Raw genomic sequence first — 25,087 nt, 5'->3', positions numbered from 1 at the left:
AACGGATGCGGGACAGGATGGACATGGCGGATAGTGTGCTTTCCATGAAGGGTGTGGAGCTGGAACTGGAGGGCAATGCGGGGCCTGTCTCGATCCTGAACGGAATTTCACTGGACGTCCAGCGCGGGCAAAGCCTTGGAATGACGGGACCTTCGGGGTCGGGGAAATCCTCGCTTCTGATGGTGATGGGCGGGCTCGAACGCGTCACATCGGGGTCTGTCTTGGCGCTCGGTCAGGATCTGGGCGCGATGAAGGAAGACGCTCTGGCACGCTTCCGTCGCAATCACATGGGGGTGGTGTTCCAGAATTTCCACCTGCTTCCCACGATGACCGCACTGGAAAACGTGGCGCTTCCTCTGGAGATCGCGGGGACGCGCGATGCCTTTGCCCGCGCCAAGGCTGAGCTGGAGGCCGTGGGGCTTTCCCACCGGATGCACCATCACCCGACAGAGCTATCGGGCGGCGAGCAGCAGCGTGTGGCGCTGGCCCGTGCGCTTGCCCCGCGCCCCGAGATCCTCTTGGCCGACGAGCCCACCGGCAATCTCGATGCCAAGACGGGGGCGCAAATCATGGACCTGCTGTTCGGGCTGCGCGACCATTATGGTGCCACGCTCATTCTGGTCACCCATGCTGCCGATCTGGCCGCGCGCTGTGACCGCGTGGTGGGTCTGCGCGACGGGACCGTTGTCTCGGATAGCCGCGCATGAGCGTGTCATGGACCATCGCGCGGCGCGAGCTGCGCAGCGGCTTGCGCGGCTTCCGCGTGTTTTTCCTGTGTCTGATGCTGGGAGTGGCGGCGATTGCCTCGGTGGGGCTGGTGCGCCATGCGATCCAGTCCGCGCTCCATGATCAGGGGGCGGCCCTTCTGGGGGGCGATGCGCAGCTGGAATTCACCTATCGCCGCGCCACGCCCCTTGAGCGCCAGTGGATCGAGGAGCGCGCCAGCCGCGTCTCCGAGGTAATCGATTTCCGCTCCATGCTGCGTCACGGCGAGGGGGACAGCTTGCAGACCGCGCTCATTCAGGTGAAGGGGGTCGATAGCGCCTATCCGCTTTACGGGACCGTCGAAACCGCGCCCGATCTGCCGCTGGATCAGCTCCGGACCCCGCAGGACGGGATCTATGGCGCCCTGATCGACCCCGTTCTGGCGGACCGGATGGGCTTGAAACCGGGCGATCGGGTCGAGATCGGCGGGGTGGCGTTCCGTATGCTGGCGCGGCTTGCCCGTGCGCCCGACGAGACAGGGGCGGGGATCACGCTCGGCCCGCCGGTGATCGTGGCCACGAAGGCGCTGGAGGGCTCGCGGCTCTTGGATGCGGGGGCACTTTTCGAGAGCGAATACCGCGTGGCGCTGCCCCAAGGCACCGATCTCGATGCGCTGAAGGCCGAGGCCCGCATCCGGTTCAAGGATGCGGGCATGAGCTGGAGCGATCGCAGGCGCGCCTCTCCGGGGGCGGACCGTTTTGTGACGCGACTGGGGAGTTTCCTTGTGCTGGTGGGGCTTGCGGGGCTGACCGTGGGCGGAGTCGGGATCTCGTCCTCGGTCTCGAGCTGGCTCGAACGCAAGGCCGCGACGGTGGCCACCCTGCGCGCCATCGGGGCTACGGGGCGCACGATCCGCTGGGTGTTCTACTGGCAGCTGATCGGGCTGACGGTGCTTGGCATCGTGGCGGGGCTTGCGCTGGCGAGCCTTCTGGTTCTGGGCTTTGGCGGGCTGATCGGGCGGGTCATGCCGATTCCCGTGGATTTGCGTCTGGCGCTTGGCCCGATGGCCGAGGCCGCGATGTATGGCGCGCTGGTCACCGCGATCTTCTCGCTCTGGCCGCTCTCGCGCCTGTCGCAGACGCGTGTGGCGCGCCTCTATCGCTCGCGTTCGCGGGGGCTGCCACCCTTGGGGATGCTGGCGCTGATCGCCGCGCTGCTGGCGGTGTTGGTGGGAGCGTCGATGGCGCTCTCTGGCCTGCCCTGGCTGGCGCTTGGCGCTTTGGGCGGTGTGGCTGGGGCGCTGGGCCTGCTGGCGCTGATGGGCTGGCTGACCAAACGCTTAGCGGCGCGGGTGCAGCGCGTGTTGCGCGGCCAACCTGCGCTGCGCGTAGCGCTTGCGGGGATCTCGGGGCCGGGGTCCGAGGCGCTGCCGGTGGTGCTGTCGCTGGGGCTGGGGTTGTCAGTGCTGTCGGCCATCGGGCAGGTGGATGCGGGGCTGCGCAACGCGATCGCCACCGATCTGCCGAAACAGGCACCGGCCTTCTTCCTGCTCGATATCCAGCCCGATCAGCTCGACCCTTTGAAGGCGCGGATGCAGGCCGATCCGCAGGTCGAGCGGGTCGAGACCACGCCCATGCTGCGCGGTGTGATCACGCAGATCAACGGCAAGCCCGCGCGTGAAGGACGCCCCGATCACTGGGTTCTGCGCGGCGACCGTGGCGTGACCTATGCTGCCACGCCCCGCGAGGAGGTGGTGGCGGGCAAGTTCTGGCCCGAGGATTATACCGGCGCCCCGCAGATCAGCTTTGCGGCCGAAGAGGCGAAAGAGATCGGGCTGAAACTGGGAGATACGCTCACGGTGAATATCCTTGGCCGCGATATCACCGCGCCGATCACCTCCTTCCGGAATGTCGATTTCTCGACGGCTGGGATCGGGTTCGTGATCACCTTCAACCCTTCGGCGCTGGCAGGCGCACCGCATACCCATCTGGCCACACTCTATGCCCCCGAGACAGCCGAGCCCGAGATCCTGCGCACGCTTGCGCAGGCCTTCCCCAATGTCACTGCTGTGCCCGTGCGCGAGGCGATCGGGCGCCTGACCGAGGCGCTGCAGGCGATTGCGCGGGCCACCTCTCTGGCGGCAAGTGTGACGCTGGTTACGGGGGTGATCGTGCTGATCGGGGCCTCGGCCTCGGGCGAGGCGCGCCGCGCATGGGAAGCGGCATTGCTGAAGACACTGGGCGCCAGCCGGACCCGTATCCTGACGGCGTTCCTTTTGCGCGCGCTCATCCTCGGCGGCGTCGCGGGGCTGGTGGCCGTGGGGGCAGGGGCCTTGGCCGGATGGGCGGTGCTCACCCGCGTCATGGATCTGGGCTATGCAATGGCTTGGGGGCCGGCGCTGGCGATCCTGTTCACCGGCATGCTGGCGGCACTCCTGTCGGATCTGTTCTTCGTGATCCGTCCGCTGCGGGTGCGTCCGGCCCGCATCCTGCGGCAGGCCGACTGAACGGGCTAACCGAAGGGGCGCATCGATCCCCCTTGTGCTGGACCGGCCAGAGGTCTAGCCTGACACCAAATCCGTTGGGGTGCCCGCAAGGGCTGAGAGGCGATAGCTAACCCATCGAACCTGATCCGGCTCATACCGGCGTAGGAAACGGAACCGAAGCGATGGGTGCAGTCTCTCTGCGCCCCCTTTCTCCGCCCGCGCCCTTGTGCCGGTGACTTTGGAGGAGGGGATATGGTCGCAAGACTTCTGATTATTGCAGGCTCCGATTCGGGCGGCGGTGCGGGGCTTCAAGCCGATATGAAGGCGGCTTCGGCGCTCGGGGTCTATGCGATGACTGCGGTCACGGCTGTCACCGCGCAGAACACGCGCGGTGTGAGCGCCGTGGCGCTGATGACGCCCGAGATGCTGCGCGCCCAGATCCGTGCCTGTCTGGAGGATATCGGCGCGGATGCGGTGAAAATCGGCATGCTCGGCTCGGCGGATCTGGTGCGGGTGGTGGCCGAGGAACTTGCGGGCTTTGCAGGCCCTGTGGTGCTTGATCCGGTGATGATCGCCAAATCCGGTGATGCGCTTCTGGCAGAGGAGGCGGTGGCCGCGCTGACCACCCAGCTCCTGCCAAGGGCGACGCTCCTGACCCCCAACCTGCCCGAAGCCGCTTGTCTCTTGGGCCTGCCCGAAGCGCAGGAGGCCGATGAGGCACAGGCCCGCGCGCTTCAGGCGCTGGGGCCCGGGGCCGTTCTCCTGAAGGGTGGTCATGCGGCGGGCGAGGTCTGTACCGACCTGCTGCTGGCGGATGCGGCCTATCGTTTCACCGCGCCGCGCATCGCCACCCGCAATGCCCATGGCACGGGCTGTTCGCTGGCCTCTGCGGTGGCGGCGGGGCTGGCCTCGGGGAGGCCGCTGCCTGAGGCGGTGGCGCGCGCCCATGACTGGCTGCAGGGCGCGATCCGTGCGGCCGACAGCCTGCAGATCGGGCAGGGCCATGGGCCGGTGCATCATTTCCACGGGATCTGGTCCGAGGAGGCACTGGTATGAGCGTTGATTTCACCATTCTTGGCGCGGGGGTTGCGGGGCTTGCCACCGCGCATGAGCTGGTCGCGCGTGGTGCGCGGGTGCAGGTCATCGACCCCAATGGCGCGGCTGGTCCGCATGGCTGCAGCTGGTGGGCGGGCGGCATGCTGGCGCCGCATTGCGAAAGCGAGATCAGCGAAGAGGTGATCGTGCGCCATGGTCTGGCGGCGGCCGATTGGTGGGCGCGGGCAGGCGTGCCGGTGACCCGTCGCGGCACGCTGGTGGTCACACTGGCCCGCGACCGGCGCGAGCTGGACCGTTTCGCGCGGCGCACCGACGGGCATCGCTGGCTGGAGGGCGCGGAGATCGCCGCGCTGGAGCCCGATCTGGCCGAGCGCCACGCCCGCGCGCTGTTTTTTGACACCGAGGCCCATATCGATCCGCGTATCGCATTGCGCGGTCTGCGCGACGGGCTGGCGGCGAAGGGGGTCGAGATCCTGCCCGATGCCCCGCATCTGGGGCGGCTCGTGGATTGTCGCGGGCTGGCGGCGCGGGATCTACTGCCCGATCTGCGCGGCGTGCGGGGCGAGATGGTGGTGCTGCGCTGTCCGCAGATCACGCTCAGCCGACCGGTGCGGCTGCTGCATCCGCGCTATCCACTCTATATCGTGCCGCGCGGCGACGGGGTTTTCATGCTTGGCGCCTCTCAACTCGAGGGCGACAGCCGTGGGCCCTCGACCCTGCGCTCCACCGTGGAGCTGCTGAATGCGGCCTTCGCGCTGCATCCCGGTTTTGCCGAGGCCGAGGTGCTGGAACTGGGCGCCGATGCCCGCCCTGCATTTGCCGATAACATCCCCCGCGTGGTGGCCGCGCGAGAGCGCACCCATGTCAACGGGCTCTACCGTCATGGCTATCTGATGTCGCCCGCTTTGGCGGTGACGGCGGCCGATTACCTGATGGAAGGCACCATATCCGAACTGTGCAAGGAGGCCGCATGCGCCTGATCGTCAACGGAACGCCAACCGAGGCGGAAGCAGCTACTCTGGCCGAGGCCCTGATGGCTCTGGGCTATGGCGAGGCGAAAGTCGCCACAGCCGTCAACGAGGTCTTTGTGGCCTCTGCCGCCCGCGCGGGCCACGCGCTGCGCGAGGGCGACCGTCTGGAAATTCTCGCACCCCGTCAGGGAGGGTAACATGCCTGTTTTCTATGGCACCGAAATCGCATCGCGGCTGATGCTGGGCACCTCGCAATATCCCAGCCCCGTGGATCTGTCGCAGGCCTTCGAACGCTCGGGGGCGGGGGTGGCGACCGTCTCCCTGCGCCGCGAGAGCGCGGGCAGTGGCACGGGCGCGGGCTTCTGGGATCTGATCCGCGGGCTGGCGGTGCCGGTCCTGCCCAACACCGCTGGCTGCCATTCGGTGAAGGAGGCGGTGACCACCGCCCATATGGCGCGCGAGGTCTTTGACACCGACTGGATCAAGCTGGAGGTGATCGGCCATCCCGATACGCTCCAGCCCGATCCTTTCGGCCTTGTGGAAGCCACGCGCATTCTGGCGGAGGACGGGTTCAAGGTGTTTCCCTATACCACCGAGGATGGTGTCCTGGGGGGGCGGCTTCTGGAGGCGGGGGCCGAGGTCCTGATGCCATGGGGGGCGCCTATCGGCACGGGGCTCGGGGTGAACAATCCCTACGGGCTGCGAACCCTGCGCGCGCAATTCCCTGATGTGCCGATGATCATCGATGCGGGGCTGGGGCTGCCCAGCCATGCCGCGCAGGCGATGGAGATGGGCTTTGATGCAGTGCTTCTGAATACGGCAGTGGCCAAGGCCGGAGACCCTGCAGCCATGGCCGAAGGCTTTGCCCGCGCGCTCGAGGCAGGGCGGCTGGCCTATGAGGCCGACCCGATGGAGCCGCGCGATATGGCCCAGCCCTCGACGCCGGTGATCGGCATGGCGGTGCTGGCATGATCCCGCGGTTCTATCCGATCTTCGACCATCCCGACTGGCTGCGCCGCGCGCTGCCCTTGGGGGTGAAATTCGTCCAGCTGCGGATCAAGGACCAGCCGCAGGACCGCCTGCGCGAGATGCTGGCTGAGGGCCGCGATCTGTGCCGTGCGCATGGGGCGCAGCTGGTGGTGAATGACCATTGGCAGTTGGCGATCGAGCTGGGTTTTGACTGGCTGCATCTGGGGCAGGAGGATCTGGAGAGTGCCGATCTGATGGCGATCCGTGGCGCGGGGCTGAAGCTGGGCGTCTCCACCCATGACGAGGCCGAGCTGGATCGTGCCCTGACGGTGATCCCCGATTATATCGCGCTGGGGCCTGTCTGGCCGACGATCCTGAAGAAGATGAAATGGCATCAGCAGGGCGTGGAGAAGCTGACCGAGTGGAAGCGGCTCTGCGCAGGGGTGCCCTTGGTGGCGATTGGCGGGTTGTCGGTGGAACGCGCGCCCTTGGCCCTTGCGGCAGGGGCCGATTGCGTGTCGGTGGTGACCGATATCACGCTGAACGCTGACCCCGAGGCGCGGATCGGACAATGGCTGGAGGCCACCGCATGACCCGCTATGCCCGCCAGAGCGCTATTCTGGGTGCGGCCTCGGACCGTTTGCAAAAGGCGCGGGTGCTGGTTGTGGGGGCCGGTGGATTGGCAGCCCCCGTGCTGCAATATCTGGTCGGGGCGGGCGTGGGCCATATCCGTCTGATGGATGCGGATCGGGTGAGCCTGTCGAACCTGCACCGCCAGACGCTGTTCCGTGAGGGGGATCTGGGCGCGCTCAAGGTGGAGGCCGCTGCCCGCCATATGGCTGCGCTCAATGGGGAGGTGCGGATCGCGCCGCAGGCTGAGGCGCTGAGCCCCGCCAATGTGGCGCAGGCGGTGGAAGGCTGCGATCTGGTGCTTGATTGCGCCGATAGTTTTGCGGTCAGCTATATCCTCTCGGATCAGTGTCTTGCGCGGCGCATCCCGCTGATTTCGGCCTCTGTGGTCGAAAGTGCAGGCTATGTGGGGGGCTTTTGTGCGGGGGCGCCTTCGCTCAGGGCGGTGTTCCCCGATCTGCCGCAGCGCATGGGCAGCTGCGCCGAGGACGGGGTGCTGGGGCCGGTCGTGGGGATTATCGGGAGCCTGCAGGCGCAGATGGCGCTGGCGGTTCTGACCGGTCATGGCGAGAGCCCTCTCGGGCGGGTCACCAGCTTTGACGCCACCCATTGGCGCTTTGGTGGCTTTGCCTTCCACAGCGCACCCGAACCCGATTTCGCACCGCGCTTCATTGCGCCCGAGGCACTGAGCGATGCGGATCTGGTTGTCGATCTGCGGCGGCCCGAGGAAGGCCCGCTGGCGCATCCTCAAGCGCATCGCCTGCAGGCCGCGGACCTGCCGGAGATGGCGCGGCAGGCGAGGCATGAACGTCTGGTGCTGGTCTGCCGTTCGGGCCAGCGGGCCTGGGCCGCGGCGGAGGCCGTGCGGCCATATTGGCAGGGCGAGATCGTGCTGGTCGCGATGGGCGCGCGGAATGGTGAAGAGGCTTATAATAATTCTCGGGTTGCAGCCGGTGACATGGAGGTGCCGGGCGCTATCTAGCGGCCTGACGATATGACGGAGCCCCGCATGCCACAGAGCCACAGACCAGATGCCCCGAACCGGCTGACAACGGGGTCGATCCCGTGGCAACTGGCGCTCTTCGCGCTGCCGACGCTGGGTTCGTCGGTGCTGCAATCGGCGGGCGGCTCGATCGACTCGGCCTGGGTCGGCAATCTGATCGGCGAGGCGGCGCTGGCGGCCACGACCAATGGCAACCTGATCATGTTCCTGCTGGTCAGTTTTGTGTTCGGCTTCGGCATGGCCGCGACGATCCTGATCGGGCAGGCCATCGGGCGGGGGGCCTTGGGCGAGGCGCGGCGGATTGTGGGCACGGCGGTTGGATGTTTCCTGCCATTGGCGGTGGTGGTGGCCGGCGCGGGCTATGTGACGGCACCGCATCTGTTGGCGCTTCTGGGCACCGATCCGCAGATCGAGGAACTGGCGCGCAGCTATCTGCAGCTGACCTTTGTCGCCATGCCCGGCATCCTGATGCAGACCATGCTGATGATGGTGCTGCGCGGGTCGGGTGACTCGCTCACGCCGCTCTATTTCATGATCATGGCGGTGGTGCTGGCGGCGGTGCTGAACCCGTGCCTGATCCTCGGGCTGGGGCCATTGCCCGAGCTGGGCATCGGCGGCTCGGCCATTAGCCTCGGGCTGGCGAACTATGTCTCGCTGGTGGCGATGCTGGCCTATATCTATCTGCGCGATCTACCGCTGCGGCTGCGCGGGGCGGAGCTGCGCTTCCTGATCCCCGATGGCGCGCTCCTGCGGCAGATCGTGGCCAAGGGCCTGCCCATCGGCTTGCAGATGGTGGTGGTGACCACCGCCGCGTTGACGGTGCTGCGGCTGATCAATAAAGAGGGGGTCGATACGACCGCCGCCTATGGCGCGGTGCAGCAGATCTGGACCTATGTCCAGATGCCTGCCATGGCGCTCGGGGCCGCTGTCTCGGCGATGGCCGCGCAGAATATTGGGGCGGGACGGTTCGACCGTGTGGCGCGGATCACCGGCATCGGTGTCGTGTTCAATATCGCGCTGACGGGCGGTCTGATCGTCTTGCTTCTTCTGGCCGACCGCTATGCGCTCTCGATCTTCCTGACGGGCGGAGGGGACGCTCTGGAGATCGGTCGGCATGTGCTGCTGGTGGCGACATGGGGCTATGTGGCGTTTGGCGTGTCGCAGGTGGTGTTCGGCACGGTGCGCGCCAATGGCAAGGTGATTCCGCCGCTGATCATTCTGGCGGTCGCGCTCTATCCGGTGCGACTGGGCTTTGTCTGGGCGCTCGGCCCGAGCCTCGGGGCGGATGCGATCTGGTGGAGCTTCCCGGTGGCCTTCAGCGCGACCATGGTCATGGGACTGTTGTATTATCGCTTCGGTCATTGGCGCCCTGCACATTCGGACAGATTGCAAGACCCGCAAAAGCCGCCTATTGCCTCCCCTAGCGACACCCAGCCTGACCCTGCGTCCTGCACGCTTTCGCGCGACATAGGAGCGCATCGCACCTGAACCGCGCAACGGGGGCGGATTCACGAAGACTTGACCTTGCGCTGGCCGTTCCACACGTCCAGTGTGAAGAAAAATAAAACAGATGAGGACTACATGCCGTCGAGCATTCCGAAGACAAACCTCGAACACTGGGCGATCCTGCGTCGCGTGGTCGAATGCGGGAGTTTTGCCGAAGCGGCTGTGAGCCTCGAACGCAGCCAGTCCGCCATCAGTTACTCTGTCTCGAAGCTGCAGGAATCGCTGGGCTTCGCGATCATGGAGATGCAGGGGCGCCGTGCGGTACTGACCGAACATGGCAAACTGCTCCTCGCCGAGGTCTCGCCACTGATCGACGAGCTGGTCTCGGTGGAAACCGCAGCGCGCGCGGAATCGGGCACCGGCCCGCTTCAGGTGCGTCTGCTGGTGGATGCGCTATTCCCCCGCGAATGGCTGGGCGAGGCGCTTTTGAAGCTACAGACCCGATATCCCGACGTTCTGGTGGATGTGCACGAGACCGTGCGTCTGGAAATGTCGGAATTCATGAGCCTTCCCTTCGATCTCGCGGTGGTCCTGCCCGAGTTGTGCCCCGTGCCCGGTCAGCGCATCTGCGAGATGGATTTCGCGCTGGTGGCGCGCAAGGAGCACCCGCTGGCGCAGGCCCATCATAACCTCACGCAGGCCGAGATGGCCCGTCATCTGCGCGTGTTCATCCGCGAGAACCGTCTGGACGGGACCGAGGTGGATCGCCCGCATGGCCGGATCTGGACCGTGTCCTCGCTTGAAAGCGCAGTGGCTGCGGTCGAGCGTGGCATGTGCTTTGGCTGGTTGCCGATGGAGCCCATCGCCTCGAAGCTCGAAAGCGGTGAGCTGGTCACGCTGAATGCGGGTGGTGTCAGCCGTCGCAAGGTGGCGCTGGATCTGGTGTATCGCGATGTCGATCGCGCTAGCGAGCCGGTAAAATTCATGGCGGAATGTCTGGCCACGATCCATCAGGCGAACGCCTGATCGGGCCGAATGCACAAATAGAAACGGCGGGCTGATCGGCCCGCCGTTTTTTCATGTCCGGAGCGTGGGGCTCAGGTGCGGATGCCCGCGAACCGGCTCTGCCAGTCCTCGCGTTGCTCGTCCGAGATCTTGCCGAACAGCACTTCGGGCGTGGTGAAGGCATGGCCTTCGGGCAGGGCGCGCACCGCAGCGGCCACATCATCGGGCCAGCCTTGGTCGGTCGCATGCATGCCTTCCAGCATGGATTTCGCCGCATCGGGGATGAAGGGCGCCGAGAGCACCGCGTAAAGCGGAACGAGGTTGAGCGCGAGACGCGCGATGGCGCCCGCCTGCACCGGATCGGTCTTGAATACCGTCCAGGGTGCCGAGGATTGCAGATATTCGTTGCCCGCAACCCAGATCGCGCGCAGTTCCGCTGCCGCCTTGCGGACCTCCTTGGCCTCCATGAACTTCTCGTAATCACGGATGCGGGTGGTCAGTTCGGCAATCAGTGCCTCGCCTGCCTCTCCCCAATCGCCGCCCTCGGGGATCGCCTCGCCAAACTTGGAGCGGGTGAATTTGGTGATGCGCGAGACGAAGTTGCCCAGAACATCGGCCAGATCCTTGTTCACCGATACCTGGAAATTCTCCCAAGTGAATTCGGCATCTGCTGACTCGGGGGCGTGCGAGAGCAGCCACCAGCGCCAGTAATCCGAGGGCAGGATCTCGAGCGCCTGATCCATGAAGACACCACGCCCGCGCGAAGTCGAGAATTGGCCGCCATCGTAATTGAGGTAGTTGAAGGACTTGATGTAATCCACAAGCTTCCACGGCTCGTCCGAGCCGAGGATCGTGGCGGGGAAGCCGATGGTGTGGAAGGGGACGTTATCTTTGCCCATGAACTGGGTATAGGTCACATCATCCGCGCCCTTGTCGGTGCGCCACCAGCGCTCCCAGTCGCCGCCATTCGCATCGGCCCATTCCTGCGTGCCCGCGATATATTCGATCGGTGCGTCGAACCAGACATAGAAGACCTTGCCCTCCATGCCGCCCCACGGAGCGCCCTCGAATTGTGCGGGAACACCCCAGTTGAGATCCCGGGTGATGCCGCGGTCCTGCAATCCGTCGCCATCGTTGAGCCATTTCTTGGCAATCGAGGTGGTCAGCACCGGCCAGTCGGATTTGCTGTCGATCCACGCTTCGAGCTTGTCCTTCATCTTGGACTGGCACAGGAAGAGGTGTTTGGTCTCGCGCATCTCCAGATCGGTCGAGCCCGAGATCACCGAGCGCGGGTTGATCAGATCGACCGGATCAAGCTGCTTGGTGCAATTGTCGCACTGGTCGCCGCGTGCGCTGTCATAGCCGCAATTGGGGCAGGTGCCCTCGATATAGCGGTCCGGCAGGAAGCGGCCATCGGCGTTGGAATACATCTGCTTTTCCGACACTTCGCGGATCAGCCCCATCTCATGGAGGCGCTTGGCGAAAGCCTGGGTCAGATGGCGGTTCTGCGGGCTGGAAGAGCGGCCGAAATGGTCGAAGCTCAGGCGGAAGCCTTCGGCGATACGGGCCTGCACCTCGTGCATTTCCGCGCAATAGTCTGCCACGGGCTTTCCGGCCTTCTGCGCGGCCAGCTCTGCGGGTGTGCCATGCTCGTCGGTGGCGCAGATGAACATGACCTCATTGCCGCGCGCGCGCTGGTAGCGGGCAAACAGATCCGCCGGAAGCTGCGAGCCGACGAGATTCCCGAGGTGTTTGATGCCGTTGATATAGGGAATCGCCGATGTGACGAGGTGACGTGCCATATATCCGCCTTTCAGATGAGTTTGCGCAGGGTTTAACGCGGGGCGGGGCGTATGGCCAGAGGGATAGCGGCGCGAGGGCCGCGCTTCACGCGGGATTTTTCTCGAAATAGACGCGGTGGAAGCCGTTTTCCTCGCGCTCGTCGATCTTGGTATAGCCAAGGCGGGGATAGATCTCGAGGTTCTCGACCATCGTGGCATTGGTATAGAGCCGCACCGGCTTGCCCAAGGCCTGCGCCGCCGCCTCGCAAAGCCCGATCAGCTTGCGACCCGTGCCACGCCCGCGCACGGCCTGTGTGACCGCGACATTCTCCAGCAGGATATGGTCACCCTCGTCATAGAAGGTGATGAACCCCAGAAGGCTCTCCTCCTCCTCCACATAGACCACGCCACGGGCGATCTGGGCCGCATAATCGGCCCCCATCGGCGCAGGCTCGCGGCCCATACGGGCGATATAGGGGGTATAGGCCTCGATGGCGCAGGCACGGATCGCGGCTTCGTCATGGGGGGTGGCAAGGCGGATCATGCAGGGTCCTCGGAGTGCGGTCTTACGGGGTGAGGCGGCTCTGCGCCAGTTTCAGGCCGAAGCCGATAAAGACCACGCCGGTCACGGCTTTCAGGGCGCGCTGGAATGCGGGGCGGCGGGTGGCGGCCCTAAGCCCGCCAAGCGCCATCACCATGGCCGAGAACCACAGCGCATTGATCGTGGCATGGAGCGTGACCAGCGCGAAGGGCTGGGCGAGGCCATGAACGACAGGCAGGAACTGCGGGAAGGCCGCCAGATAGAAAAGCGAAACCTTGGGATTGAGCGCGTTGGTCAGGAAGCCTTCGATGAAGGCGCGGCGCTTGCGGGTCCGGCGCAGTTCGGGGGTATGGGGCGAGGGTGTGGCCCCACGGGCCGCAGCGATCAGCGATCTGACCCCGAGCCAGACCAGATAGCCCGCACCCAGCAGCTTGAAAATGCTATAGGCCCATGCCGATTGCATCAGCAGCGCCGAGATCCCCAGCACCGACAGCGTCCCATGCAGGTAGAAGGCGGCGACAAAGCCGCAGACCGCCGCAAGCCCCGCCCGTCGCCCCGAAAGCGGCACGATCCGTGCGATCAGCATGCCGTTCGGTCCGGGCGAGATCACCAGAAGCGATGTGACAAGGGCGAAGGTCAGTAGGGTTGCGAGGGTCATCGGGCGCTCCTGAGATGGCGCGAGTATGTCTGCGAAGGGCGCTATAGAAAAGAGGCAGGAGCGTGCCCCTGCCTCTTTCCGGATGGTCACGCAGGGATCAGGCGAGCTTGGCCAGACCGCGGTCGACGGCGTCGATGATGCGGTCGATCTTGGGCTCGTCCACGATCAGCGCGGGGCTGAAGCAGAGCGTGTTGTTCATGCCTTTGAAGGACCGCGAGGTCGCGCCGATCAGCACGCCATCGGCATCGGCCGAGGCCACGACCGATTGCACCAGCTTCTCGGCCAGCGGTTCCTTGGTGGCGCGGTCGGCCACCAGCTCTGCCCCACAGAACAGGCCCTTGCCGCGCACATCGCCGATGACCTTGTGCTTCTCTTTCAACTCTTCGAGACGGGTCATCAGATAACCGCCCATTGCCTTCGTGTTGGCCAGAAGCCCCTCGTCCTCGATGATGCGCATATTCTCCAGCGCCGCAGCAGGGCCCGCCGTGCAGCCGCCGAAGGTCGAGATATCGCGGAAATAGCTCATCTCGTCATCGGGGTCGGTGCGGAATTTCTCGAAGACCTCATCGGTGGTCAGCATACAGGCAATCGCCGCATAGCCCGAGGCCACGCCCTTGGCGCAGGTCACGAAATCGGGGGTGATGCCGTAGTTCTGATAGCCGAACCACTCGCCGGTGCGGCCCATGCCACAGACGACCTCGTCGATATGCAGCAAGATGTCATATTTCTTGCAGATCTCCTGCACGCGCTCCCAATAGCCCTTGGGCGGCACGATGACACCACCGCCTGCGGTGACCGGCTCGAGGCAGAGCGCGCCCACGGTGTCGGGGCCTTCGCGCAGGATGACCTCTTCGATCGCATCCGCGGCCCGTTCGCCGTAATTCTCCACATCCCATTGCGCGCGGTATTCAAGGCAATGCGGCACGGGGATGAACCCCTCGGGGAAGGGGCCATACTGATCGGCGCGCTGGTGCTGGCCACAGGCCGCCAAGGCCGCCAGCGACGAGCCATGGTAATCGCGCTCGCGGTAGAGGATCTTCCATTTCTTGCCGCCGTGATGCTTGTGGGCGATCTGGCGGACCATCTTCCATGCCTTCTCGTTGGCTTCGGTGCCCGAGTTGACATAGTAGAGACGGTTGAGGCCGGGGGTTTTCTCGGTGAGGCGCTGCGCGAATTGCGCCCCGGGGATGGAGCCCACGGAGCCTGCGAAATAGTTGATCTTGATGAGCTGGTCACGGACCGCATTGGCGATGCTCTCGCGGCCATAGCCCACATTTACCGTCCAGACGCCGCCCGAGACGGAATCCAGATATTCGCGCCCGTTCTGGTCCCAGACCGACATGCCCTTGCCCTCGACGATGATACGCGGGTCATTGGTATGCAGCTTGGCATGCTGGAACAGGTGGTGGAAGACATGGGCTTTATCGGCATCGACAGTGGCCTGAATGTCGTTGAGTGCGTGACCGTCCATCAGGGTCCGTCCTTCTTTGGTTTAGTTTGGCTTTGATCTGCGTCGGGTTCACCCAATATCTTTCCGGTCGCGGCTGATAGGGCCAGTTTTCTGCAAGGAATGGTGCCAGTTTCCGAGATGTGATACAGAGTTCGGCACGCGCTTTTGCACTCTGCAGGGCAAGCGTCTGTTTTTTGTGCGGAGACCGCGATGGGTGATGGGCTGAAAGCGTCATTGGGGATCATACTGGATCGGGCGGGTCCGGACCCTTTGCAACGCCAGCTGCGGCAGGGGATCATTGCGGGGATCGAGCAGGGCCGCATGCGTCCGGGCCAGAAGATGCCCGGCTCGCGCAGCCTTGCGCAGGCGCTGGGGATCGCGCGGAACACGGTGACGCTGGTCTATGACGAGCTGGTGGCGCGGGGCTATCTGGACAATCATCCCCGTCGCGGTGCCTTTGTGGCCGCCCGATCGCAGCCCGTGGCGCAATCTCCCGCGCAGGGGGCGATCCACTGGCCGGGCAGGCTGCGGGCAAGGCCTTCGGCGTTCGAGCAGATCCGCAAGATGACGGGTTGGGCCGAGTATCCCTATCCGTTCATCTACGGTCAGGTGGACCCGACGCTGTTTCCGATTCAGGCATGGCGGTCCTGCTCGCGCGATATGATGGGGCGCTCGGCGCTTGACTGGTGGTCGGCGGATCGGGCCATCGAGGATGATCCGATGTTGATCGAGCAGATCCGCACCCGTATCCTGCCGGCGCGCGGGATCTTTGCCAAGCCGGAGGAAATCCTGATCACGCTCGGCGCGCAGGAGGGGCTCTATCTGGCGGCCCGTCTTCTGGCGGGGGAGGGCACGCGGGTCGGGCTCGAGCGGCCCGGCTATCCCGATGCGCGGTTCATCTTCGGGCTGACAGGGGCGGAGGAAGTGGATCTCGGTGTCGATGCCGAGGGGGCCGCGCCTGCGCCGCGCCTCGATCTGGCGGTGCTGACGCCCGCCTCGCATTGCCCGACGATGGCCGTGATGTCTGAGGCCCGCCGCGCCGACTGGCTGGACCGTGCATCAACCGAGGATTTCCTGATCCTCGAGGATGATTACGAGGGCGAGCTGGCTCTGGCCCGTGGCCCCTCGCTGAAATCGCAAGACCGCGCAGGAAGGGTGATCTATCTGGGCACCATGTCCAAAATCCTCGCGCCCGGTGTGCGGCTCGGGTTCATGGTGGCGCCCGAGGGGTTCGTGCATGAGGCGCGCTGGATGCGCAGGCTTTTGCACCGCTCGGCGCCACTGAACAACCAGCGCACCGCGGCGATCTTTCTGGCCGAGGGGCATTATCTTGCGCTGATGCGGCGCCTGCGTGAGGCGCATTCCGAGCGCTGGTATCAGGTGATGGAGCGCCTGCCCAAGGATCTGGGCGGTTTCAGCGCGCCCGATCCCTGCCATGGGGGCTCGAGCCTCTGGCTGGAACTGCCCGAGGGCATGGACAATGCCGCACTCCTGAAAGGCGCGCTGGCGCGTGGGGTAGCCTTCGAGCTGGGCGATCCGTTCACCGGCCCCGAAGGGGCGGGGCGGTTTATCCGTTTGGGCCTCAGCTGTATCCGGACCGAGGCTGTGCGCCCCGGCTTGGCGGCTCTGGGGGCGGTGGCCGACGGTCTGCGCTAGCCGCCGGTCGTGGCCCCCTGCATCCGTCGCAGTTGCGCAACTATATGTTAGTTGCAGTCGCGACGGGCCCCACGCGCTTCCTCGAGCGCGACGGAAGCCGCGATCAGCCCCGCATGGGAGAAGGCTTGCGGGAAATTGCCCAGATGTTCACCGGTGGCCGCATCGATCTCCTCGGGCATCAGACCCAGATCATTGGCCGAGGCCAGAAGACCCGCGATCTGCGCTTCCGCCTCCTCGAGGCGGCCCGCACGGGTCAGGTAATCGGCGGCCCAGAAACCACAGGCCATGAAATGCCCCTCATCGCCGGGCAGGCCGTCGAGCCCCGTGGGGTAGCGCCTGAAATGTGGTCCTTCGGACAGTTCGCGTTTGAGCGTCTTGAAAGTGGCAACCATCTTCGGATCATCGGCTTCGACGATCCCGATCCGTGGCAGAAGCAGCACCGAGGCATCCAGCCAGTCCCGCCCGATCGCGCCGGTAAAGGCGCCGATTTCCGCATTCCATGCTTGTGACAGGACATGCTCGCGAATGCGGCTATGCTCACTGCGGTATCCGGTCGGGTCATCCCGCACAGCTCCCATCTCGATCAGGTCGAGCCACGCGTCGAGCGCCTGCCAGCACATCGCCTTGGAATAGGTGTGATGCTGGCGCGAGCCCGGAATTTCCCACAGCCCGTTATCGGGCAGGGTCCAGTCCAGCATCGCGGCCTGAGCATAGCCCTGCAGGCGGGTCTGTTCCTCCTCCGAGAGTGTGCCCCCATGGCGCACATACATCCGTGCACAGTCCAGAACAGCGCCATAGCCATCCAGTTGCAGCTGGCCCTGCGCGTCATTGCCAATGATAAGGGGCGCCGAGCCGCGATAACCTTCGAGCGCCGTTAACTCGCGCGTGCCCGGATCATGTTCCTTTCCGATAGAGTAGAAGACCCCCAGACGCGGCGCCGAATGGCGAGCGGCCTGCATGAGCCAGCGGAAGAAATTCTCTGCGCATTCCGGTAGATCCAGCGAGAAAAAGGCATGTAGAACAAAGGTTGCATCCCTGATCCAGCAGAAGCGGTAATCATAGTTGCGCGCCCCGCCCATGACCTCGGGCAGACCCGCTGTGGGTGCGGCCAGTAGCGCGCCTGAATTGTTGTAGTGCAAAAGATGCAAAGTGACCGCGCTGCGCATGATGGCCTCACGGAACGGGCCATCGGGTTTGCAGCCGGTATTGACCTGTGTCCAGTAGGCGAGTGTTCGGTCCAACTCGCGGGCAGGCGTGTCGGGGGTGACGGGGCGGGCGTCGGGGCTGGCGCTTGTCAGCATGACAAAGCGCGTCTCTCCCGTCTCGAGCGTGCAGCTGCCTGCCAATGCGCCGGGCGCCACCGGGGCCAGATCGACATCCGAGACAAAACGCAGCCCGTCGGAACCAAACTCCATCTGCCAGCTACCATCCTCGTCCTGCCGGAAATCGGGTAGGGTGGTGCCCCAGTCGAGCATCGGGTTGATCAGCACGCCCAGCTCGGGCTGGCCCTCCAGCGCCTTGACCATCCGCAGCACCTGTCGTTCGCCGCCAACTGACCCATCCCCGCGTTTGCCGATTGGCATGAGATCTGTCACTTCCAGCACGCCCTGCGGCGTGTGGTGCAGCGTGCGCAGCACTGCGCTCTCACCGATATAGCTGCGGGTGGCTTCGCCACAGGTTAGCGGCCCCACAAAGAAGCGCCCGCCACGACGGGCATCGAGCATGCCGGTAAACACCGCATCGCCATCGAAATCTGGGAGGCAGAGGAACTCGATCGCCCCGTCACGCGCCACCAGCGCGGCGCTGAGCGTATCGCCGATCAGGGCGAAATCGCGGATCGGCGGGTAGGCGGTCTCGCGTTCGGGGAGGTCGGCAAGCGCCACATGGCGCGGATCGGACGAGAGCGGGCGGGTGAAGCGGCCCTCCATTTTACGCCCCCTGACCGAGATTGATCGACAGCCCGCCATCAATGGCGAAACTCTGCCCTGTGACATAGTCCGCATCGTCGGAGGCCAGATAGACTGCCATCTTTGCTACTTCCCATGGCTGGCCCGCACGGCCCCAAGGGATATTGCTTTCCATCTCTTTCAGCAGTTCGGGGTCATCCATCGCTTCCTGATTGATAGGGGTAAGGATCATGCCGGGCAGGATGTTATTGGCGGTGATGCGGTGCGGCGCCAGTTCCAGTGCCAGTGTGCGGGTCAGCATCCGCAGCCCGCCCTTTGAGGCATCATAGGCCGAGGTGCCACCGCGCGGCACATTCTCGTGCACCGAGGACACGGTGACGATGCGCCCGCCGCCGCCCGCCGCCTTGCGCATGCGGATGAAGGCGGCCGATGCCATGGCAGGGCCGGTCAGGTTAACGGCGATCACCTTGGACCAGTCTTCGGGGGCCATCTCGTCCAGATCGGCGGGGTCGGGGTCCATGCCGCCATTGTTGACAAGAATATCCGCCGCCCCGAACCGGTCCTCCGCCTTGGCAAAAAGCGCGTCAATATCGTCCTGCTTCGAGAGATCGCATTTAACAATCTCCACAAGGCTGCCATGGGCTGCGGCATGATCGGCGGTTTTTTTGGCGCCGGCCTCATCCGAGCGGTAGGTAATCACCAGATCGGCCCCTTCGAGCGCGAAGCTCTCGGCGATCGCCGCTCCGATCCCCGAAGAGCCACCGGTGACGATGGCGACCCTGCCTTTCAGGCGGTTGGCGGCTTTGGTGGGTTGCGGCGCTGCAGGAGACATGGAAGATCCTTTCCTCGGGCTATCCTCGGGTTGCTTGCAGGAGTAACGGGCGAGACCCGCGCCAAGTTTCCATCACTATGATGTTTTTGCCGGATGCGGTTGGCTCCGGCCTGCGCTAGCATGGCACCATGCTGAAACTTGATGACCGTGATCTTGCCATTCTGACGACACTCGCCCGTGAAGGCCGCATCACCAAGGCGGTTCTGGCCGAGCGTATCAACCTCTCGCCCACTCCTGCCTGGGACCGGCTGAAAAAGCTGGAGGCCGCAGGGCTGATCGAGGGCTATGGCGCGAGGATCGCGCTGAAGAAACTGGGGCCGCATGTGACGGTGTTCGTGGCCGCCGAACTGGCCGACCACAAGGCCGCGACCTTCCGCATTTTCGAGGATGCGGTGCAGCCCATCCCCGAGATCGTGAATGTCTGGGCGCTGGGCGGCGGGTTCGATTATCTGATGCAGATCGTCACCCGCGATATCGACAGCTACCAGCGCCTGATCGACATGCTTCTGGACGGGCGCATCGGGATTGCGCGCTATTTCACCTATATCGTGACCAAGCCGGTGAAGCAGGGGCTGCCGCCTTTCGATCTGCTGGCAGGCCATTCGGACTGAGAGGGCCGGTGCCGCAGTCCGCACGGGCTGCGGATGGCCGATCTTCGGTCTCCCTTGCGGCGGGGGTCAGGCACACTGGACGGGAAAGGAGACCCGCCCATGCTTGATGCTACGATTTCCGACCGTGCGTCCCTGAAAGACCGCCGACTGCTGCGAAGTTTCGCCTATGTCGACGGCAAATGGCAGGCCGGCGCGGAGAACGCCTCTTTTGCGGTCACCGATCCTGCCGACGGGGTCGAACTGGGCCATGTTGCCCGCTTGTCAGGCGCGCAGGCACAGGCCGCGGTGGAGGCGGCAGATCGTGCCTTCGGGTCCTGGTCGCAGACCTTGCCGCAGGAAAGAGCCGGGCTTCTCCGCCGCTGGTTCGAGCTGATCGTCGCGGCCCGCGAAGATCTCGCGCGCCTCATGGTGGCCGAGCAGGGCAAGCCCATCTCGGAAGCGCGCGGCGAGATCGACTATGCCGCGAGTTTCATGGAATTCTACGCCGAGGAGGCCAAGCGCCCCAATGTGGAAAGCGTGACCTCGCATCTGCTCGATGCCGAAATGGAGCTGTGGCTGGAACCCGTGGGGGTGGCGGCGCTGATCACCCCGTGGAATTTCCCCTCGGCCATGCTGACGCGCAAGGCGGCAGCGGCCTTGGCGGCGGGCTGCACCGTGGTGGCGCATCCTTCGGCCGAGACGCCCTATTCGGCGCTGGCCTTGGCGGAGCTGGCCGAGCGGGCGGGCTTTCCGGCGGGCGTCTTCAACGTGGTTACGGGCCATGCGCCCGAGATCGTCACGCCCTGGTGCGAGGACACCCGTGTGCGCGCGCTCAGCTTCACCGGCTCCACCGCCATCGGCAAGCTGCTTTATGCGCAATCGGCACAAACGGTAAAACGGCTGGTGCTGGAACTGGGTGGCCATGCACCGGTGATCGTCTTCAAGGGTGCCGATCTCGACCGCGCCGTGGCCGAGACGCTGAAGGCCAAATTCGCCACTTCGGGGCAGGACTGTCTGGCCGCCAACCGCATCTATGTGGAGCGCCCGATTTATGATGCCTTCTGCGCGAAATTCACCGAGGCCGTCCAGGCGTTGACCGTAGGGCGCGGGATCGACGACCCCGATATCGGCCCGCTGATGAACGCGGGCGCCATCGCCAAGCAGGTCGAGCATCTGGAGGACGCGCTGGCCAAAGGCGCGACACTGGCCACGGGGGGCACGCATGAGGGGCTGTTCTTCCAGCCGACCGTGCTGACCGATGTGCCCGATGACGCCAAGATCATGCGCGAGGAAACTTTCGGCCCCATCGCACCGATCACCCCGTTCGACACCGAGGACGAGGTGATCGCGCGGGCCAACACGGGCGAATACGGGCTTGTGGCCTATATCCACAGCCTCAATCCCAAACGCATCTATCGCGCAAGCCGCGCGCTGCAATTCGGCATGGTGGCGGTGAACCGCACCAAGGTGACCGGCGCGCCCATTCCCTTTGGCGGCATGAAGCAATCCGGTCTTGGCCGCGAGGGCGCGCGCACGGGCATGCAGGAATTCATGGAAATCAAATACCTCTGCCGCGACTGGGGTATCTAACTGAAGACGAAAGGAGGCATTATGCTGACCAATGACCAACTTGCCCGCTGGGACCGCGAGAACTTCTTCCATCCCTCGACTCATCTGGCACAGCATGCCCGTGGCGAGACGCCGACCCGTGTGATCCGCACTGCGAAGGGGGTCTATATCGAGGACCGTGACGGCCGCCAGATGCTCGATGCGTTCGCGGGGCTCTATTGCGTGAATGTGGGCTATGGCCGCCCCGAGATCGCCGATGCGATTGCCGATCAGGCGCGCGAGCTGGCCTATTACCATGCCTATGTGGGGCACGGGACCGAGGCCTCGATCACGCTGGCACAGATGGTCATGGAGCGCGCCCCCAAGGGCATGTCCAAGGTCTATTTCGGGCTGTCCGGCTCGGATGCGAACGAGACCAATATCAAGCTGATCTGGTATTACAACAACATCCTGAACCGTCCCGAGAAGAAGAAGATCATTTCGCGCTGGCGGGGCTATCATGGTTCGGGGGTGATGACCGGCTCGTTGACGGGGCTGTCGGGGTTCCATAACAAATTCGATCTGCCGCGCGCGCCGATCCTGCATACCGAGGCACCCTACTATTTCCGCCGCCCCGAGGGGATCGACACCGAGGAGGCCTTCACCGCCCATTGCGTGGCCGAACTGGAGGCGCTGATCGAACGCGAGGGCGCGGATACGATCGCGGCCTTCATCGGCGAGCCGGTTCTGGGCACCGGCGGTATTGTGCCGCCACCTGCAGGTTACTGGGACGCCATCCAGAAAGTGCTGGCCAAGCATGACGTCCTTTTGGTGGCCGATGAGGTCGTTACGGGCTTCGGGCGGCTGGGCACCATGTTCGGCTCGGATCACTACGGGATGAAACCCGATCTGATCACCATCGCCAAAGGGCTGACCTCGGCCTATGCGCCGCTTTCGGGCTCGATCGTGGGCGACAAGATGTGGAAGGTGCTGGAACAGGGCACGGATGAAAATGGCCCCATCGGTCATGGCTGGACCTATTCGGCCCACCCCATCGGGGCTGCGGCAGGCGTGGCAAACCTCAAGCTGATCGACAGCCTCGGTCTGGTGGAAAATGCCGGTAAAACGGGGGCCTATCTGAACAGGGCGATGAAAGCGGTCTTGGGTGACCACCCCAATGTCGGCGATATCCGTGGCGAGGGCATGCTCTGTGCGGTCGAGTTTGTCGAGGACCGTGACAGCCGCCGGTTCTTCGATGCGAGCGCCAAGACCGGCCCGCAGATCGCCGCCGCGCTGGCCTCCGAAGGGGTGATCGGGCGCGCCATGCCGCAGGGGGATATTCTTGGTTTCGCCCCGCCGCTCTGCCTCAGCGAGGCGGAGGCCGATCTCATCGTCGCCGCCACGAAGAAAGCAGTCACCCAGGTGCTGGGCTGACCCCGAAACGGCCCCCGGGGCCGGTTCGCGATCTGGGCGGGGTCTCGATGGCCCCGCCCGGATCGGTTTCCCTAGCGGGGCGGATTTTCCAGCAGCGCCTCGCGCGAGGCCGAGGCGAATTCCCTGCGCCAGAGCGTCACGGTCGTGATTACCGCTGCCGCAATCAGGGTCTCGGGTCCGAGGAGCCATGCCAGGGAGGCCAGAGCGAAATAGACGTTGCGCAGGCCCCGATTGAAGCTCTTGGCCGCCGAGATATTCACCTTGGCGGCCTGTTCCGCGCGCGGAAAGGCATCGGGATCGTTCGGGTCGTTAGGAATCGCGGCCATTGCGAGCGCGGCATAGGAAAACAGCCTGTGTGACCACACGAATTTCTGGAAGGCCAGTGCCCCGAACAGGACGGCGGTCAGGATCCGCACCTCCCAGAGCAGCGCGGGGGCCTGATCCAGCTCGAGATCCGAGGCCAGCGTGGTCAGCGGGTCGGGATTGCCGATCAGCGCCAGCCCGCCGCCAATCGCGATCAGCGCGGTCGAGGCGAAAAACGTCGTGGATTGCCGCAGCCCGTCCACCATCTGGCTATCAAAGATCCGGTTCTGCCGCCCGACCATCTGTCGCATCCATTCGTGGCGGTAGCGTTCCATCAACTTGCCAACCGAGATCCGGTTCTTGGGCGGGTTCTCGCAGAACCAGCCGATAAAGGCCCAGCACAGCACGAGAAGCGTCAGCGCAAACAGGTCCGCAAGGCCGAGCGGGCCGATCGAGAAGGAAGTCATGAATGGTCTTTCCGCCATAAGCAACAGACGATTCATTCTATCGGGGGGCGCTCGGGCGGTAAACCGTGCCCGCGACCGGCCGGAAGCTTTTCGCACAGGGGTCGCAAAATCGCCGCATTAACTGTGTCTTCTAGGGCCGAGGAAACTGGCCGCGGATGGAACGCGATGATCCGGCATATGACACGACTGGCCGTCATGGTCGCGCTGCTTCTGGCGCTTGCGCTGCCTGCGGGCGTGGCGGCGCAGACAACATTGCGGGCGCTCACCACGGGGGACGCAGGACGCGGCTGGGAGGCCGTGGGGCGCCTCGATTTCGACGATGGCGGTTTTTGCACGGCAAGCCTTGTGGGGGCGGACCTGATCCTGACGGCGGCGCATTGTCTTTATGACAGCGAGACGCGTCAGAAGGTCGATATGAGCAGCGCGCAGTTCCGCATGGGCCTGCGCAATGACCGCGCGATCGTTGTGCGCCGTATCAAGGAGGCCTATCCCCATCCCGACTATGCCTATCAGGGCCCGCACCAGTTCGACCGTGCAGCCGAGGATATGGCCTTGTTGCGGCTCATGCAGCCGGTAAGGATCTCGCCGATCGAACCGTTCCAGCTAGGGGACCGGCCCGCGATCGGGGCCGCTCTTCAGGTTGTCTCCTATGCCGAAGGGCGCGAGAACCTGCCCTCGCTCCAGCAGAGCTGCACGCTTTTGCAGGTCATCGGGGAGCGGATGGTGACGGATTGCGATGTGGATTTCGGGGCCTCCGGGGCGCCGGTTTTCGTTATGAAGAATGGCAGGCCACGGATTGTAGGTATCGTCTCGGCCAAGGGAAAGCTCGGCGACAGGAAAGTGGCTCTGCTCGCCGATGCCGGTGAGATGCACCGTATGCTGACCGATTTGCGCCAGTCGGGTGGCCAGCGCGCGCAGATGGTTGGGGGCGCCAAATTCATTTCGGTAGCCCCGCGCGTGACGCCCTAACCGGTTACGCGCAGGCGGTGGAAAAATCTTGCGGGTGGGAGGCTTGAAACCGCATTTCGGCCTTCCCAGATTGAATGTGTCGGGATGCCGCAACAGGGTCCCGCGCTCCCTTAACCGCCCATGCCCGCACGGGGTGGGCCCTACATCGCTCAATGAGGATGACCATAATGCGTAGTTTCGATCTTTCGCCGCTTTACCGTGCCACCGTCGGTTTCGACCGGATGGCCGACCTGATGGATAGCGTGATGTCCAAGGATGTCGCCCAGCCCAGCTACCCGCCCTACAATATCGAAAAAACCGATGAGAATGCCTATCGCATCACCATCGCTGTCGCTGGCTTTGCCGCCGACGAGCTGAGTGTCGAGATGCGGGATGGCGCGCTGATCGTTGCGGGCCGCAAATCCGAGGAAGCGGGGCAGAAGACCTATCTGCATCGCGGGATCGCCACCCGCGCCTTCGAGCGCCGTTTTGGCTTGGCCGACCATGTCCGCGTGACGGGTGCCAGCAACGAGGATGGCATGCTGCATATCGATCTGGTGCATGAGGTGCCCGAGGCGCTCAAGCCCCGCCGCATCGAGATCACCAATACCGGCTCGGGGCGCGTGTCCCGTGAGGTGATCGATAACGCGCAATAATCTGCGTGACAGGCTCTACGGAGGCGCGGGGAGACCCGCGCCTTTT

At 64.8% G+C, this 25,087-nt stretch carries 23 protein-coding genes and 1 riboswitch; of the genes, 16 read left to right on the top strand and 7 right to left on the bottom strand.

The features are described 5' to 3' along the window. The first annotated feature begins 23 nt into the window (after positions 1 to 23). The 10 genes from VSX56_RS08660 (at position 24) to VSX56_RS08615 (ending at position 10,291) form a co-directional block, all read left to right on the top strand. Positions 24 to 707: an ABC transporter ATP-binding protein gene (locus VSX56_RS08660; protein WP_350936429.1), complete on the top strand. Its 684-nt coding sequence runs from the start codon at positions 24 to 26 to the stop codon at positions 705 to 707. Beyond that, complete coding sequence (locus VSX56_RS08655; RefSeq protein WP_350936427.1) at positions 704 to 3,211, top strand: ABC transporter permease; 2,508 nt, start codon at positions 704 to 706, stop codon at positions 3,209 to 3,211. Before VSX56_RS08660 ends, VSX56_RS08655 begins: the two co-directional genes overlap by 4 nt. A gap of 65 nt (positions 3,212 to 3,276) precedes the next feature. After that, a riboswitch (TPP riboswitch) is annotated at positions 3,277 to 3,375 on the top strand. Between the two features lie 67 nt (positions 3,376 to 3,442). Continuing rightward, complete coding sequence (gene thiD, locus VSX56_RS08650; protein ID WP_350936424.1) at positions 3,443 to 4,246, top strand: bifunctional hydroxymethylpyrimidine kinase/phosphomethylpyrimidine kinase; 804 nt, start codon at positions 3,443 to 3,445, stop codon at positions 4,244 to 4,246. Further along, positions 4,243 to 5,226 carry an FAD-dependent oxidoreductase gene (locus VSX56_RS08645; RefSeq protein ID WP_350936422.1) on the top strand — a complete coding sequence of 328 codons (984 nt, stop codon included), beginning with the start codon at positions 4,243 to 4,245 and terminating at the stop codon, positions 5,224 to 5,226. The genes thiD and VSX56_RS08645 overlap by 4 nt, the downstream gene beginning before the upstream one ends. After that, positions 5,217 to 5,414, top strand: coding sequence for a sulfur carrier protein ThiS (gene thiS, locus VSX56_RS08640; protein ID WP_350936420.1), 198 nt, complete (start codon positions 5,217 to 5,219; stop codon positions 5,412 to 5,414). Before VSX56_RS08645 ends, thiS begins: the two co-directional genes overlap by 10 nt. A gap of 1 nt (position 5,415) precedes the next feature. After that, positions 5,416 to 6,189 carry a thiazole synthase gene (locus tag VSX56_RS08635; RefSeq protein WP_350936418.1) on the top strand — a complete coding sequence of 258 codons (774 nt, stop codon included), beginning with the start codon at positions 5,416 to 5,418 and terminating at the stop codon, positions 6,187 to 6,189. Next, the gene (locus VSX56_RS08630) at positions 6,186 to 6,779 is read left to right on the top strand and encodes a thiamine phosphate synthase (protein WP_350936415.1); all 594 of its coding nucleotides are present in this window, start codon (positions 6,186 to 6,188) and stop codon (positions 6,777 to 6,779) included. Before VSX56_RS08635 ends, VSX56_RS08630 begins: the two co-directional genes overlap by 4 nt. Beyond that, the gene (locus VSX56_RS08625) at positions 6,776 to 7,798 is read left to right on the top strand and encodes a ThiF family adenylyltransferase (RefSeq protein WP_350936413.1); all 1,023 of its coding nucleotides are present in this window, start codon (positions 6,776 to 6,778) and stop codon (positions 7,796 to 7,798) included. The genes VSX56_RS08630 and VSX56_RS08625 overlap by 4 nt, the downstream gene beginning before the upstream one ends. Before the next feature lie 27 nt (positions 7,799 to 7,825). After that, positions 7,826 to 9,307, top strand: a complete 1,482-nt coding sequence (locus tag VSX56_RS08620; RefSeq protein WP_350936411.1) for an MATE family efflux transporter — start codon at positions 7,826 to 7,828, stop codon at positions 9,305 to 9,307. Positions 9,308 to 9,400: 93 nt separating this feature from the next. After that, positions 9,401 to 10,291 carry a LysR family transcriptional regulator gene (locus tag VSX56_RS08615; protein WP_339114175.1) on the top strand — a complete coding sequence of 297 codons (891 nt, stop codon included), beginning with the start codon at positions 9,401 to 9,403 and terminating at the stop codon, positions 10,289 to 10,291. Between the two features lie 71 nt (positions 10,292 to 10,362). On the opposite strand, the gene metG is transcribed toward VSX56_RS08615, so the two are convergent. From metG to VSX56_RS08595, 4 genes are all read right to left on the bottom strand, one after another. Further along, positions 10,363 to 12,072 carry a methionine--tRNA ligase gene (gene metG / locus VSX56_RS08610; protein ID WP_350936408.1) on the bottom strand — a complete coding sequence of 570 codons (1,710 nt, stop codon included), beginning with the start codon at positions 12,070 to 12,072 and terminating at the stop codon, positions 10,363 to 10,365. A gap of 85 nt (positions 12,073 to 12,157) precedes the next feature. Continuing rightward, on the bottom strand, positions 12,158 to 12,595 hold the full coding sequence (locus VSX56_RS08605; protein ID WP_350936405.1) for a GNAT family N-acetyltransferase: 438 nt from the start codon (positions 12,593 to 12,595) through the stop codon (positions 12,158 to 12,160). A 22-nt stretch (positions 12,596 to 12,617) separates the two neighbouring features. Then, positions 12,618 to 13,250 (bottom strand): LysE family translocator, encoded by a 633-nt coding sequence (locus VSX56_RS08600; protein WP_350936403.1) that lies wholly within the window; start codon positions 13,248 to 13,250, stop codon positions 12,618 to 12,620. 97 nt (positions 13,251 to 13,347) lie between these two features. After that, positions 13,348 to 14,721: an aminotransferase family protein gene (locus tag VSX56_RS08595; protein ID WP_339114179.1), complete on the bottom strand. Its 1,374-nt coding sequence runs from the start codon at positions 14,719 to 14,721 to the stop codon at positions 13,348 to 13,350. 189 nt (positions 14,722 to 14,910) lie between these two features. Between VSX56_RS08595 and VSX56_RS08590 the strand changes: the two genes are divergently transcribed. Beyond that, positions 14,911 to 16,356 carry an aminotransferase-like domain-containing protein gene (locus tag VSX56_RS08590; protein ID WP_350936400.1) on the top strand — a complete coding sequence of 482 codons (1,446 nt, stop codon included), beginning with the start codon at positions 14,911 to 14,913 and terminating at the stop codon, positions 16,354 to 16,356. Positions 16,357 to 16,403: 47 nt separating this feature from the next. On the opposite strand, the gene VSX56_RS08585 is transcribed toward VSX56_RS08590, so the two are convergent. Beyond that, on the bottom strand, positions 16,404 to 18,284 hold the full coding sequence (locus VSX56_RS08585) for a glycoside hydrolase family 15 protein (RefSeq protein WP_350936398.1): 1,881 nt from the start codon (positions 18,282 to 18,284) through the stop codon (positions 16,404 to 16,406). A gap of 1 nt (position 18,285) precedes the next feature. After that, positions 18,286 to 19,095 carry an SDR family NAD(P)-dependent oxidoreductase gene (locus tag VSX56_RS08580; RefSeq protein WP_339114182.1) on the bottom strand — a complete coding sequence of 270 codons (810 nt, stop codon included), beginning with the start codon at positions 19,093 to 19,095 and terminating at the stop codon, positions 18,286 to 18,288. Between the two features lie 131 nt (positions 19,096 to 19,226). Between VSX56_RS08580 and VSX56_RS08575 the strand changes: the two genes are divergently transcribed. The 3 genes from VSX56_RS08575 (at position 19,227) to VSX56_RS08565 (ending at position 22,667) form a co-directional block, all read left to right on the top strand. Further along, on the top strand, positions 19,227 to 19,706 hold the full coding sequence (locus tag VSX56_RS08575; RefSeq protein ID WP_350936538.1) for an Lrp/AsnC family transcriptional regulator: 480 nt from the start codon (positions 19,227 to 19,229) through the stop codon (positions 19,704 to 19,706). Between the two features lie 99 nt (positions 19,707 to 19,805). After that, entirely contained in the window at positions 19,806 to 21,275 is a 1,470-nt protein-coding gene (locus VSX56_RS08570; RefSeq protein ID WP_350936395.1) for an NAD-dependent succinate-semialdehyde dehydrogenase, read from the top strand. A 21-nt stretch (positions 21,276 to 21,296) separates the two neighbouring features. Then, entirely contained in the window at positions 21,297 to 22,667 is a 1,371-nt protein-coding gene (locus tag VSX56_RS08565) for an aspartate aminotransferase family protein (protein WP_350936392.1), read from the top strand. Between the two features lie 71 nt (positions 22,668 to 22,738). Here the strand turns inward: VSX56_RS08565 and VSX56_RS08560 are convergent, their stop codons facing one another. After that, on the bottom strand, positions 22,739 to 23,437 hold the full coding sequence (locus VSX56_RS08560; RefSeq protein WP_350936390.1) for a DUF599 domain-containing protein: 699 nt from the start codon (positions 23,435 to 23,437) through the stop codon (positions 22,739 to 22,741). A gap of 177 nt (positions 23,438 to 23,614) precedes the next feature. Between VSX56_RS08560 and VSX56_RS08555 the strand changes: the two genes are divergently transcribed. Together VSX56_RS08555 and VSX56_RS08550 are read left to right on the top strand one after the other, a co-directional pair. Further along, positions 23,615 to 24,406 (top strand): trypsin-like serine peptidase, encoded by a 792-nt coding sequence (locus tag VSX56_RS08555; protein ID WP_350936388.1) that lies wholly within the window; start codon positions 23,615 to 23,617, stop codon positions 24,404 to 24,406. Positions 24,407 to 24,573: 167 nt separating this feature from the next. Then, a complete protein-coding gene (locus VSX56_RS08550) occupies positions 24,574 to 25,041 on the top strand; it encodes an Hsp20 family protein (protein WP_339114187.1) in 468 nt (155 codons plus the stop codon). The last annotated feature ends 46 nt before the right edge of the window (positions 25,042 to 25,087 follow it).

Source organism: Thioclava kandeliae, assembly GCF_040297545.1.
In the GTDB taxonomy this organism is placed as follows: domain Bacteria; phylum Pseudomonadota; class Alphaproteobacteria; order Rhodobacterales; family Rhodobacteraceae; genus Thioclava; species Thioclava kandeliae.
Note: the sequence above shows the minus strand (reverse complement) of the source record. Positions and strands in the feature narration are given on the sequence as shown.